Raw genomic sequence first — 13,047 nt, 5'->3', positions numbered from 1 at the left:
CCGTACCGCCACCCCCACCAGGCGCGTACCGCCGCCCGTATCCCCGCCCCTCCCCACCACGCACGTACAGCCGCGCTCACCCACCACACTCCTTACCGGGTGGAGGTCGCGCGGGGTGGGGCACGGTCTGGTGGGGAGCGGCCGCTGTCGCTGTCCGTCGCCATCGGCCACGTACCGGCACCTCCGCCGGTGGCGGTTCCGGAGCCGTGGCGGGCCCGGCTCGGGCGCCCCCGCCGCTCCGTATCGGCGCTGTTCAGCGACCGGCCGCACGGCCGCCACACGGAGGCGGTGTGAGCGGGCCGAGCAGCGGGCTCGGCGGCCGATGCGATGCCCGGACGACCCCTCTCACCGGCCCGGGAGCGCTCGGGGGCGGCCTTCGTCGCACACCCCGGCCGGACCACCGCGCGGCGGCCTTCACACCCGCCCCACCAGCCCTCACCGCTCTCACCAATTACTCACTGTTCAGACACAGTTGGGTGGACCAGAGGGACCGGGGGCCGGGGGCCGGCGAGGGCCGGACACCTCCGTGCGGGGCGAGTGGAGGCCTTGGCCCGGCCGTCGGCGCCTCCACGGGTCGTCCACTCCGGCGGTGAACCGGAGCCTTCGCCTCCGCCCTATGGCGAGCCGCGCAACTGCCGCTCCCCGCGCACCACTTCACGTACCGGATTCCGAGTGCCGCTGAGCGGACACCGCGCACGTCGGACGCAGTACCGGTGCAGCTGACGGGACTTCGGGGGACGGGGCCTTCCGGGGGCTCGCAGGGCAGCCTCGCGAGCACCGGGTCAGCGGGGCCGCGAGGAGGCGTGATCGGCGGCCCGCCGGCGGGGTGGGCGGGGTGGTCGCGGGGCGGCGGGGGCGGTCGCGGTGGGGCTCGGGGAGGGTCTCGCACGCGGCGGACCATCCACGGGGCGGCCGGGGGCACGACCGGGATTTCGTCACCCTGAGTGACAAGACGCCGGGCCAGGGAGGGGGAAGGAAACCGCTGCGGGGAGCGCGGCGGACCCGCCGGCGGACCTCTTTCCGACCGGCTCGGGAGCGGGTCCACGTAAGGAGTGTGATCGCCTCAAGGGCCTTAGCGGAACTGGGTGTTCTCACGATGTGAGAAGAACGCCCCGTCGAGGCCGACGCGTGTATGCACCACTCACCGCAAACGTTTGGCCACGGCATAACAAGAGAGTCACATCCTGCCGATGGCGCTCCCGGACCCGGCCCGGCTGCGCTTAGAGTCACGGCCAGTCACCGCGCCGCCGGGCGCGTCAGTTCACGGCTGTACCCACCACACGTACGGCCCGGCGCTCGCAACGGCTCCTCAAGCGAGGAGACCGCGCCAGGGAAAGGACCCCTTCGTGCGACAGCGTTCGTTGTTCATGCTCACCGCAGTGCTCACCACCGGAGCGCTGACCCTCACCGCTTGCGGTTCGCGCGACGACAAGGCCGGCGGCGACGCGGAGGGCGGCGGCACCACCGTCGTCATCGGTGTCGACGCACCCTTCACCGGCGACCTCTCCGCCCTGGGTCTGGGCATCAAGAACTCCGCCGACCTGGCCGTCAAGCAGGCCAACAAGAACAAGACCGTCGAAGGGGTCACCTTCAAGCTGGAGGCCCTGGACGACCAGGCGCAGCCGTCCTCCGGCCAGCAGAACGCCACCAAGTTCGTCGCCGACAAGAACGTCCTCGGCGTGGTCGGCCCGCTGAACTCCTCGGTCTCGGAGTCCATGCAGAAGGTCTTCGACGACGCCAAGCTGGCCCAGGTCTCCCCGGCCAACACCTCCCCGACCCTGAGCCAGGGCCAGGACTGGAACGGCGGCACCAAGGTCCGCCCGTACAAGGCCTACTTCCGCACCGCCACCACGGACGCCGTCCAGGGCCCGTTCGCGGCGCAGTACCTCTTCAACGAGGGCAAGAAGAAGAAGGTCTACCTGATCGACGACAAGAAGACCTACGGCGCGGGCCTGGCCGCCACCTTCAAGGCGGAGTTCACCAAGCTCGGCGGCAAGGTCGTCGGCACCGACCACGTGGACCCGGAGACCAAGGACTTCTCCTCCGTGGTCACCAAGATCAAGAGCTCCGGCGCGGACGTGGTCTACTACGGTGGCGAGTACCCGGCGGCCGGCCCGTTCAGCAAGCAGATCAAGAAGGCCGGCGCCAAGATCCCGCTGGTCGGCGGTGACGGCATCTACAGCGCCGACTTCATCAAGCTGTCCGGCAAGGAGGGTGAGGGCGACCTCGCCACCTCCGTCGGCGCCCCGCTGGACGAGCTGCCCTCCGCCAAGGAGTTCGTGGCCAACTACAAGGCGGCCGGCTACAAGGACGCCTTCGAGGCCTACGGCGGCTACTCCTACGACGCCGCCTGGTCGATCATCGAGGCCGTCAAGAAGGTCGTCGCGGACAACGACGGCAAGCTGCCGTCCGACGCCCGCGCCAAGGTCATCGACGCCCTGCAGGCCGTCTCCTTCGACGGTGTGAGCGGCAAGGTCTCGTTCGACGAGTTCGGCGACACCACCAACAAGCAGCTCACCGTCTACCAGTACAAGGGCAACGCCTGGGTCCCGGTCAAGTCCGGCACCCTCAGCTGAACCAGCCGCACCACCACCCCACTCCGTAACACCCCCTACGCCGCGCGGGGCGCTGCACCAGGCGCCCCGCGCGGTGTCACATCCGCACACACCTCGGAGGACCTGCGGTGAACGAACTGCCGCAACAGCTGGTCAACGGCCTGCTACTGGGATCCATGTACGGCCTGGTCGCCATTGGCTACACGATGGTCTACGGCATCGTCCAGCTCATCAACTTCGCCCACGGCGAGATCTTCATGATCGGCGGCTTCGGCGCCCTGTCGGTCTACCTGCTGCTGCCCGGCGGCACCACCCTGTGGATCGCCCTGCCCCTGATGCTCATCGGCGCGATCATCGTCGCCGTCCTGGTGGCCGTCGCGGCGGAACGGTTCGCCTACCGACCACTCAGAGGCGGGCCACGGCTCGCCCCCCTCATCACCGCCATCGGCCTCTCCCTGGCGCTCCAGCAGGCCGTGTGGGCCTGGTACCCGGAGGCCAAGTCCTCCCGCACCTTCCCCGAGATACCCGGCGGCCCCTTCCACCTGGGCTCCGTCACCATCCAGACCGGTGACATCTTCCTGGTCATAGCCGCCCCGATCTCGATGCTGATCCTCGGCTACTTCGTCATGCGCACCCGCACGGGCCGCGGCATGCAGGCCACCGCGCAGGACCCGGACACCGCCAAGCTGATGGGCATCAACACCGACCGCATCATCGTGGTCGCCTTCGCCCTCGGCGCCGCCTTCGCCGCCATCGGAGCCGTCGCCTACGGCCTGAAGTACGGCGAGGTCCAGTTCCGCATGGGCTTCCTCCTCGGCCTCAAGGCGTTCACCGCGGCCGTCCTCGGCGGCATCGGCAACATCTACGGCGCCATGATCGGCGGCCTCGTCCTCGGCGTCGCCGAGACCATGGCCTCCGCCTACGTCAACCACGTGCCCGGCATGGAACAGCTCGGCGGCCAGTCCTGGGCCAACGCCTGGGCCTTCGTACTTCTCATCCTCGTACTGCTCTTCAGGCCCCAAGGCCTGCTGGGCGAGCGCGTCGCGGACAGGGCGTGAGCACCATGACCACACAGACCGCCCCCACCGCGGCGGACACCCCGATCACCCCCGCCGCCGACCGGCGCGCCAGCTTCATCGGCCTTCCGGAGAACATCGCCCGGGCCACCGCCACCGGCGGCGGCGCCCTCACCGTCGTCTCCGCCTTCCTCGCCTGGACGTGGACCTCCGCCTTCCCCGGCGACCTCACCGTCTACGGCTACCCCGGCGGCCTCCAGTGGCTCGTCCTGGTCGCCGGCGTCCTCACCACCCTGTTCGGCCTCGCCTCCTACGGCGTCAAGGGCCTGGGCTGGCTGGTGCCCGCCGGAGCCGACGCGGCCATCAAGCTCTCCGCGCTGGCCGCGTTCGCCACCGCCTGGTACACCATCGGCGCCATCAGCTTCCAGCTCGGCGGCCTGGTCAACCTGGAGCCCGGCGGCTACGTCGCCGCCCTCGCCACACTCGCCGCCCTCATCGGCGCGCTCGCCCTGCCCTTCGACCGGCCGGACACCCTGCCCGCCGACCCCGAGGACAGCGGCCTCGACCAGTTCAAGCACAACGCCTCCAACGGCTGGACCGTGTTCAAGGGCGGCTTCGCCGCCACCCGCACCCCGGCCCCGGCCCGGGTCCTGCCCGCGTACGCCGAGATCCTGATCATCACCGCCGTGCTCGCCCTCGGCCTGCTCGTCTTCACCTACGGGATCACCACCGACTACGACGAGCTGTTCCTCGGCTTCCTCCTCACCGCCGGCCTCGGCTTCGCCGCCATCGGCAAGGCCGGGCTCATCGCCCGCGTCTCCGCGCTGTCGGCCCGGCACCGCAACGTCACCATGGTCGGCGCCTTCGTCGCCGCCGCGGCGTTCCCCTTCACCCAGAGCGACGACCAGTACGCCACCATCGGCGTCAACATCCTGATCTTCGCCACCGTCGCCCTGGGCCTGAACATCGTCGTCGGCCTCGCCGGACTGCTCGACCTCGGCTACGTCGCCTTCCTCGGCGTCGGCGCCTACGCCGCCGCCATGGTCTCCGGCTCCCCGTCCTCGCCGTTCGGCCTGCACCTGCCCTTCTGGGCCGCCATGCTCGTCGGCGCCGTCGCGTCCATGATCTTCGGCGTCCTCATCGGCGCCCCGACCCTGCGGCTGCGCGGCGACTACCTCGCCATCGTCACCCTCGGCTTCGGTGAGATCTTCCGCATCGCCGTCCTCAACCTCGACGGCATCTCCGGCCCCGACGTCACCAACGGCTCCGCCGGCATCTCCGCCATCCCCAACCTCAACATCTTCGGCTTCGACTTCGGCGCCGAGCACAGCATCGGCGGCTTCACCCTCGGCCGCTTCGCCAACTACTTCTTCCTGATGCTGCTCGTCACCCTCGTCGTGGTCGTCGTCTTCCGGCGCTCCGCCGAATCCCGCATCGGCCGCGCCTGGGTCGCCATCCGCGAGGACGAGACCGCCGCGCTCGCCATGGGCATCAACGGCTTCCGCGTCAAGCTGATCGCCTTCGCCCTCGGCGCCACCCTGGCCGGCCTCGCCGGAGCCGTGCAGGCCCACGTCACCTACACCGTGACACCCGAGCAGTACCAGTTCGCCCACGCCATCCCGCCCAACTCGGCGTTCCTCCTCGCCGCCGTGGTGCTCGGCGGCATGGGCACCATCAGCGGCCCGCTGATCGGCGGCGCCCTGCTCTTCCTCATCCCCAACAAGCTCCAGTTCCTCAGCGAACTCCAGCTCTTCGCGTTCGGTGTCGCGCTCATCCTCCTGATGCGCCTGCGCCCCGAAGGCCTCATCGCCAACCGCCGCAACCAGCTGGAATTCCACGAGAAGGACGAGAAGGACGACGCGCCGGCCACGCTCACGAAGGCAGGTGCCTGACGCCATGACCACCACCACCGACACCACCGCCCCGGCCCCCACCGGGAAGGCGGTCGAGACCGTGCTCGACGCCCGCGGCGTCACCATGCGCTTCGGCGGCCTCACCGCCGTCCGCGACGTGGACCTCACCGTCAACTCGGGCGAGATCGTCGGCCTCATCGGCCCCAACGGCGCCGGCAAGACCACCTTCTTCAACTGCCTCACCGGCCTCTACATCCCCACCGAGGGAGAGGTCCGCTACAAGGGCACCGTCCTGCCGCCCAAGTCCTTCAAGGTCACCGCGGCCGGCATCGCCCGCACCTTCCAGAACATCCGCCTCTTCAGCAACATGACGGTGCTGGAGAACGTGCTCGTCGGACGCCACACCCGCACCAAGGAAGGCCTCTGGTCCGCCCTGCTGCGCGGCCCCGGCTTCCACAAGGCAGAAGCCGCCTCCCGCGCCCGCGCCATGGAACTCCTGGAGTTCGTGGGCCTGGCGAACAAGGCCGAGCACCTCTCCCGCAACCTCCCCTACGGCGAGCAGCGCAAGCTGGAGATCGCCCGCGCACTGGCCAGCGAACCGGGCCTGCTCCTCCTGGACGAGCCCACCGCCGGCATGAACCCCCAGGAGACCCGGGCCGCCGAAGAGCTCATCTTCGCCATCCGGGACCAGGGCATCGCCGTCCTCGTCATCGAGCACGACATGCGCTTCATCTTCAACCTCTGCGACCGGGTCGCCTGCCTCGTCCAAGGCCAGAAGCTCATCGAGGGCACCGCCTCCGTCGTCCAGAGCGACGAGCGCGTCATCGCCGCCTACCTCGGCGAACCCTTCGAGGCCGCCCCCGGCGACGAGGAGGCCGCCGAGGTCGCCGCCGCCGAGAAGCGCGCCGCCGAAGCCGCCACCGAGGAGACCGGCGGTACGAAGGAGGCGGCCGGGACCGGGGCCACCGCGGCTCCGGGCACCGCCGAGGCCCCCTCCGGTGCGGCGCCCGCCGACGACACCCCCGCCACCCCGGCGGACACCACCACCCCGGACGACGACACCACGCCGAAGGCCACCGCCCCCGGCGACGACACCACCCCGTCCTCCGGCCCCCGCAAGGAGAACGACGCATGACCGCACTGCTCGAAGTCGAGGACCTGCGCGTCGCCTACGGCAAGATCCAGGCCGTCAAGGGCATCTCCTTCACGGTCGAAGAGGGCGAGGTCGTCACCCTCATCGGCACCAACGGCGCCGGCAAGACCACCACCCTGCGCACCCTCTCCGGCCTCCTCAAGCCGGTCAGCGGCCAGATCCGCTTCGAGGGCAAATCCCTCCGCAAGATCCCCGCCCACAAGATCGTCTCCCTCGGGCTCGCCCACTCCCCCGAAGGGCGGCACATCTTCCCGCGCATGTCGATCGAGGACAACCTCCTCCTCGGCGCCTTCCTCCGCAGCGACAAAGCCGGCATCGACAAGGACGTCCAGCGCGCCTACGACCTCTTCCCCATCCTCGGGGAACGCCGCAAGCAGGCCGCCGGCACCCTCTCCGGCGGCGAACAGCAGATGCTCGCCATGGGCAGGGCCCTGATGTCCCAGCCCAAGCTGCTCATGCTGGACGAGCCCTCCATGGGCCTCTCGCCGATCATGATGCAGAAGATCATGGCCACCATCGCCGAGCTCAAGTCCCAGGGCACCACCATCCTGCTCGTCGAGCAGAACGCCCAGGCCGCCCTGGCCCTCGCCGACCACGGCCACGTCATGGAGATCGGCAAGGTCGTCCTCTCCGGCACCGGACAGGACCTCCTCCACGACGAGTCGGTCCGCAAGGCCTACCTCGGCGAGGACTGACCCACCACGGCACCGTTGAGGGCCCGCCCGGCGACCGCACACGCGACCGCCCGGCGGGCCCTCACCCGTACCCCTCCGTCTGCGCCTCCGGCACACCTCCCGTACGGAGCAGCACCGCAGGCCCCACCCGCACCCGCGCCCCTACCGTACGAGCCAAGGGCCGGCACGCGCCCTCCCCCGCAACCCGCCCGGGCCGCCCCACCCGGGCCCGGAAGGGCACCCACCCATGACACCCCCCACGACCCCCACGGACGACAGCCGCCCCACCCGCCGCCGCATCCTCACCGGCCTCGCCGCCGGCGCCGCCACCCTCCCCGTACTCAGCGGCTGCACCGCCACCCACCCCGCCGCCGGCTCCCCACCCACCGGCTCCCCCAGTCCCAGCCCCAGCCCCGGCACCGCCGACCGCAACGCCGCCCCCGGCGCCATGCGGCTCTTCGACAACCCCGACCACAACTTCCAAGCCCTCTTCGCCCTCGGCGCCGCCGGACAAGGCTCCACCGAAGTCGGCGAAACCCTCACCGCCGTCAACACCATCAACCAGGCCGGCGCCAGCAACCAGACCTTCACCGACACCTTCCGCACCTGGGGAAAACGCCTCGCCGACCAAGCCGACCAAGCCGGCGGCGACAAAGAACCCCACACCCAGAACGCCCGCGCCCTACGCTCCGCCGCCTCCTACGAACAAGCCCTCTACTTCGTCCTCGGCACCGACCAGCCCGACGACGAACAAGCCGTCTACCAGGCCGGCCGCGACTCCTTCGACACCTTCGCCCGCACCTGCACCCCACCCGCGCAGACCGCCACCCTCCCCTACGGCGGCAAGCGCATGCCGCTGTGGTTCTTCCGCCCCCAAGGCGCCACCGGCCGCCGCCCCACCGTCATCCTCACCAACGGCAGCGACGGCCAGAACGTCGACATGTGGACCTACGGCGTCGCCGAAGCCCTCCGCCGCGACTGGAACGCCCTCGTCTACGACGGACCCGGCCAAGGCCAGCTCCTCTTCGTCGACCAGCTCCCCTTCACCCCCCGCTGGGAACAGGTCGTCACCCCCCTCGTCGACTGGCTCACCGCCCGCGACGACGTCGACCCCGACCGCATCGCCCTCACCGGCTTCAGCCTCGGCGGCGTCCTCGCCCCCCGCGCCGCCGCCTACGAACGACGCCTCGCCGCCGTCGTCGCCGGCCCCGGCGTCGTCACCCCCTGGAACGCCTTCCCACCCCAGATCCGCGAAGTCCTCGCCCCCACCAAAAAGGAGACCAACCAGATCTGGAACGACGACGTCGCCCCCCGGATCCCGAAAGCCGACCGCTTCACCCTCAACAAACGCTTCGAGCCCTACGACGCCGCCGTCATGCGCGCCGCACGCCAAGGCAAACTCTTCACCGACTTCTGGACCCCCGCCCGCGTCCTCGTCGGCATGGACATCACCAAAGTGGCCGGCCGCATCCAGTGCCCCGCCCTCATCATCGACTTCCAGGACGACCAGTTCTTCCCCGGCCAGGCCCGCGCCCTCTACGACCTCGTCACCAGCAAGAAGCAGTACATGGAGATGACCCGCGAACAGGGCGCCCAGCTCCACTGCTCCCCCATGGCGCCCCAGTTCTACTGCGAGACCGTCTTCGACTGGCTCGACCAGACCGTGCGGAACTGACCCGCCAGGGCGGTCACTGCCCCTTCGCGGCCTTCTTCTCCTCCGCGTCCTCGATGACCGCCTCCGCCACCTGCTGCATCGACATCCGCCGATCCATCGACGTCTTCTGGATCCACCGGAACGCCGCCGGCTCCGTCAACCCGTACTGCGTCTGCAGAATGCTCTTCGCCCGATCCACCAGCTTCCGCGTCTCCAGCCGCTGCGAGAGGTCCGCGACCTCCTGCTCCAGCGCCCGCAGCTCCGCGAACCGCGACACCGCCATCTCGATCGCCGGCACCACGTCGCTCTTGCTGAACGGCTTCACCAGATACGCCATCGCCCCCGCGTCCCGCGCCCGCTCCACCAGGTCCCGCTGGGAGAACGCGGTCAGCATCAGCACCGGCGCGATCGACTCCCCCGCGATGCGCTCCGCCGCGGAGATACCGTCCAGGACGGGCATCTTCACATCCAGGATCACCAGGTCAGGCCGCAGCTCCTGCGCCAGCTCCACCGCCCGCGCCCCGTCCCCGGCCTCCCCGACGACGGTGTAGCCCTCCTCCTCCAGCATCTCCTTGAGGTCCAGCCGGATGAGCGCTTCGTCCTCGGCGATGACGACCCGGGTCGTCTGCGGCGGGACGTGCGACGTCTCGTCCTCGGCGGGGGGCTGGGGCGACTCGGGCGCGGTCACGGGGGCTCCTCATGTCACGGCAGTTTCAGCTGCCCATGACCTTACCCAGCTACGGTATGGTGGATGAGCAGTGGGCGGAGGGTGACCTTCGATTCCATGGGCCCCGGTAGCCCAACTGGCAGTAGGCAATGCTCTCAAACAGCATACAGTGTGGGTTCGAATCCCACCCGGGGCACTTTTCCTTCGATCCGAAGGTTCGGAATAGGTCACGCCGATTCACTTGATCGCGTGACGCATCGGCCGTTTGCCTGCGGAAGACGCCCGAGGCTCCCACGCTCGCCCACATGTACGACATGAGGACGCGCGAGCGCACACTGGCCCTGGTCCGTACGGGGCTCAGCCTGAACGCGGTGAGCCGGCGGACCGGCGTATCCCGATCGGCCATCCGCTCCTGGCGGGACAACCCCGGGCGCACCAACCCGAAGGCCGAGCCGTGCTTCCGCTGCCGGGACGCGCCCGGCGGCCCCGAGGACCCCGTGGCGTACGCGTACCTGCTCGGGCTGTATCTGGGAGACGGCTGCGTCAGCGCACACCGGCGCGGGGTCTACCACTTGCGGGTGATGTGCGCCGACGCCTGGCCCGGCCTGGTCGACGCCTGCGAGTCGGCCGTCCGGGCGGTCCGTCCGGGCAACAGGGTGTGCCGGGTGCAGCGGCAGGGGTGCGTGGCGGTGACCGGCTTCAGCAAGCACTGGCCATGCCTTTTCCCCCAGCACGGCCCGGGACGCAAGCATTTGCGGCAGATCGCCCTGGAGGGCTGGCAGCAGGTCGTCGTGGACGACCACCCCTGGGAGTTCGTCCGCGGCCTGGTCCACTCCGACGGGTGCCGGACCATGAACTGGACTACCAGGCTCATCGGCGGGGAGCGCAAGCGCTACGAGTACCCGCGGTACTTCTTCACCAATGTCTCGTCGGACATCCGGCGGCTGTTCACGGACACCCTCGACCGGCTCGGGGTCGAGTGGACGCACTGCACCCGCGACGGGCAGCCGTACAACATCTCCGTCGCCCGACGGGCCTCCGTCGCGTTGATGGACGCGCACGTCGGGCCGAAGCACTGAGCGGGGTCGCCGCTCGTGGCTCCGAGGGGGCCGCGGGGCTCAGGTGAGGCTCTCGCCGATGTGGTGGACGCGGACCAGGTTGGTGGAGCCGGAGACGCCGGGCGGAGAGCCCGCGGTGATGATGACGACGTCGCCGGGCCGGCAGCGGCCGATGGCCTGGAGGTGCTCGTCGACCTGCGCGGCCATCGCGTCGGTGGAGTCCACGTGCGGGCCGAGGAAGGTCTCGACGCCCCAGGTGAGGGTGAGCTGCGCGTGGGTGGCCGGGTCGGGGGTGAAGGCGAGCAGCGGGATGGGTGAGCGGTAGCGGCTGAGGCGTTTGGCGGTGTCGCCGGACTGGGTGAAGGCGACGAGGTACTGGGCGCCGAGGAAGTCGCCGATCTCGGCGGCGGCGCGGGCGACGGCGCCGCCCTGGGTGCGGGGTTTGTTGCGTTCGTTGAGGGGCGGGAGTCCCTTGGCGAGGACGTCTTCCTCGGCGGCCTGGACGATGCGGCTCATGGTGCGGACGGTCTCGGTGGGGTGGCGGCCGACGCTGGTCTCGCCGGAGAGCATCACGGCGTCGGTGCCGTCGATGATCGCGTTGGCGACGTCGGAGGCTTCGGCGCGGGTGGGGCGGGAGTTGTCGATCATCGAGTCGAGCATCTGGGTGGCGACGATGACCGGTTTGGCGTTCCGCTTGGCGAGTTTGATGGCGCGCTTTTGGACGATGGGGACCTGTTCGAGGGGCATTTCGACGCCGAGGTCGCCGCGGGCGACCATGATTCCGTCGAACGCGGCGACGATGGCGTCGATGTTCTCGACGGCTTGGGGCTTTTCGATTTTGGCGATGACGGGGAGGCGGTGGCCTTCCTCGTCCATGATGCGGTGGACGTCGTGGATGTCGTCGCCGGTGCGGACGAAGGAGAGGGCGATGATGTCGGCGCCGGTGCGCAGGGCCCAGCGGAGGTCTTGGGTGTCCTTGTCGGAGAGGGCGGGGACGGAGACGGCGACGCCGGGGAGGTTGAGGCCTTTGTGGTCGGAGACCATGCCTCCTTCGATGACGGTGGTGGTGACGTCGGGGCCGTTGACGGCGGTGACTTCGAGGGTGACGCGGCCGTCGTCGACGAGGATGCGTTCGCCGGTGGTGACGTCGGTGGCGAGGCCGTCGTAGGTGGTGGAGCAGGTGTGGCGGGTGCCTTGGATGGGCTGGGTGGTGATGGTGAAGGTGTCGCCGCGTTCGAGGAGTACGGGGCCTTCGAGGAAGCGTCCGAGGCGGATCTTCGGGCCTTGAAGGTCGGCGAGGACGCCGACGCTGCGGCCGGTTTCCTCGGCGGCTTTGCGGACGTGGTGGTAGCGCTGTTCGTGTTCGGCGTAGCTGCCGTGGCTGAGGTTGAAGCGGGCGACGTCCATTCCGGCTTCGATCAGGGTTTTGATCTGCTCGTATGAATCGGTGGCGGGGCCCAGGGTGCAGACGATTTTGGCTCGGCGCATGGGTCGAGCCTAGGGCTTACCGATGGGTAGGTATTTGGGTTGAGGTGACTGTTCAACCGCCGTTGGGATAGGGCTTTTTGACAAGTGTTGAAGTGGGCGGGACGGCGCTCTGATGAGCGGTGGGCGGGGGTTGGCCCGTGCTTTCGGCGGAGTTTTTCAGAGGCGGGGCGGGTGGAGGGTGAAGCGGGCGTTGACCTGTGCGGTGACGGTCTGGCGCTGGGGTTCGAGGTCGAGGGGCGGGGCGGTGTCCTCGGCGGAGGCGGCGCCGGCGAAGGCCATGCGGGCGCTGCCGGGGAAGGGGGCGGGGTACGGGGTGGGGGCTTCGGCGCCGATGTCGGCGAGTTCGACGAGGGCGGCGATGTCGGTGCCGAGGGCTTCGGCGTATTCGCGGGCGCGCTGGACGGCGTCGTGGACGGCGCGGGTGCGGGCCTGGCGGTGGGCGGGTGAGTCGGGGCGCAGGGCCCACCAGGGTCCGCCGACCTGGGTGAGGTCGTGGTCGGCGAGGCGGGTGGTGAGTTCGCCGAGGGCGGTGAAGTCGGTGAGTTCGGCGGTGATGTGGACGCGGCCGTGGTAGGAGCGGATGCGTTCGGCGCGGCCGTGGCGGGTGAGTTCGGGGGTGATGGACAGGGCGCTGGTTTCGAGGGCGGTGACGGCTTCGCCGTAGCTCTTGATGAGGTCGAGGACGGTGGTGTTGCGGCGGGTGAGGTCGTCGAGGGCGGTGCGGCGGTCGGTGCCGCGTGCGGTGACGGTGATGTCGAGGCGGGCGATTTCGGGGTCGACTTCGAGGTGGGCTTCGCCGCGTACGGCGATGCGGGGTGCGGTGGGGGTGCCGTAGGGGAGGTCGGTGGCGGTTTGGGGGGTGGTGGCGGGGTCGGGGGTGGGGGTCATGGGGGCCCCGGCCGTGCCCGCCACCCAGAAGTTGACCCCGG

The 13,047-nt window shown here is 70.2% G+C and carries 11 protein-coding genes and 1 tRNA gene; 9 read left to right on the top strand and 3 right to left on the bottom strand.

The window, feature by feature from the left end; translation table 11 throughout:
* The 7 genes from M1O15_RS31070 to M1O15_RS31040 all read left to right on the top strand — a co-directional run.
* Window positions 1–294: hypothetical protein (locus tag M1O15_RS31070; RefSeq protein WP_248637586.1), on the top strand; the 294-nt coding region annotated here is incomplete at its 5' end.
* Between the two features lie 1,052 nt (window positions 295–1,346).
* Window positions 1,347–2,576: a branched-chain amino acid ABC transporter substrate-binding protein gene (locus M1O15_RS31065; protein WP_248637585.1), complete on the top strand. Its 1,230-nt coding sequence runs from the start codon at window positions 1,347–1,349 to the stop codon at window positions 2,574–2,576.
* A gap of 107 nt (window positions 2,577–2,683) precedes the next feature.
* Complete coding sequence (locus tag M1O15_RS31060; protein ID WP_248637584.1) at window positions 2,684–3,613, top strand: branched-chain amino acid ABC transporter permease; 930 nt, start codon at window positions 2,684–2,686, stop codon at window positions 3,611–3,613.
* A gap of 5 nt (window positions 3,614–3,618) precedes the next feature.
* Window positions 3,619–5,463, top strand: a complete 1,845-nt coding sequence (locus M1O15_RS31055; protein ID WP_248637583.1) for a branched-chain amino acid ABC transporter permease — start codon at window positions 3,619–3,621, stop codon at window positions 5,461–5,463.
* Window positions 5,464–5,467: 4 nt separating this feature from the next.
* Window positions 5,468–6,559 (top strand): ABC transporter ATP-binding protein, encoded by a 1,092-nt coding sequence (locus tag M1O15_RS31050; protein WP_248637582.1) that lies wholly within the window; start codon window positions 5,468–5,470, stop codon window positions 6,557–6,559.
* A complete protein-coding gene (locus tag M1O15_RS31045) occupies window positions 6,556–7,272 on the top strand; it encodes an ABC transporter ATP-binding protein (RefSeq protein ID WP_248637581.1) in 717 nt (238 codons plus the stop codon). Before M1O15_RS31050 ends, M1O15_RS31045 begins: the two co-directional genes overlap by 4 nt.
* Before the next feature lie 226 nt (window positions 7,273–7,498).
* Window positions 7,499–8,926, top strand: coding sequence for an alpha/beta hydrolase family protein (locus M1O15_RS31040; protein WP_282577479.1), 1,428 nt, complete (start codon window positions 7,499–7,501; stop codon window positions 8,924–8,926).
* A gap of 13 nt (window positions 8,927–8,939) precedes the next feature.
* Here M1O15_RS31040 and M1O15_RS31035 read toward each other — a convergent pair whose 3' ends face one another.
* A complete protein-coding gene (locus M1O15_RS31035; RefSeq protein ID WP_248637580.1) occupies window positions 8,940–9,593 on the bottom strand; it encodes an ANTAR domain-containing response regulator in 654 nt (217 codons plus the stop codon).
* Between the two features lie 100 nt (window positions 9,594–9,693).
* Between M1O15_RS31035 and M1O15_RS31030 the strand changes: the two genes are divergently transcribed.
* Window positions 9,694–9,768, top strand: a tRNA-Leu gene (locus M1O15_RS31030).
* A 109-nt stretch (window positions 9,769–9,877) separates the two neighbouring features.
* Window positions 9,878–10,651 (top strand): transcriptional regulator, encoded by a 774-nt coding sequence (locus M1O15_RS31025; RefSeq protein ID WP_248637579.1) that lies wholly within the window; start codon window positions 9,878–9,880, stop codon window positions 10,649–10,651.
* A 39-nt stretch (window positions 10,652–10,690) separates the two neighbouring features.
* Here M1O15_RS31025 and pyk read toward each other — a convergent pair whose 3' ends face one another.
* On the bottom strand, window positions 10,691–12,118 hold the full coding sequence (gene pyk, locus M1O15_RS31020) for a pyruvate kinase (protein ID WP_248637578.1): 1,428 nt from the start codon (window positions 12,116–12,118) through the stop codon (window positions 10,691–10,693).
* A 156-nt stretch (window positions 12,119–12,274) separates the two neighbouring features.
* Complete coding sequence (locus tag M1O15_RS31015; protein WP_248637587.1) at window positions 12,275–13,006, bottom strand: SIMPL domain-containing protein; 732 nt, start codon at window positions 13,004–13,006, stop codon at window positions 12,275–12,277.
* Between the last annotated feature and the right edge of the window lie 41 nt (window positions 13,007–13,047).

The organism is Streptomyces lichenis, from assembly GCF_023218175.1.
Lineage (GTDB): Bacteria > Actinomycetota > Actinomycetes > Streptomycetales > Streptomycetaceae > Streptomyces > Streptomyces lichenis.
This window is presented reverse-complemented; position numbering and strand designations above follow the sequence as displayed.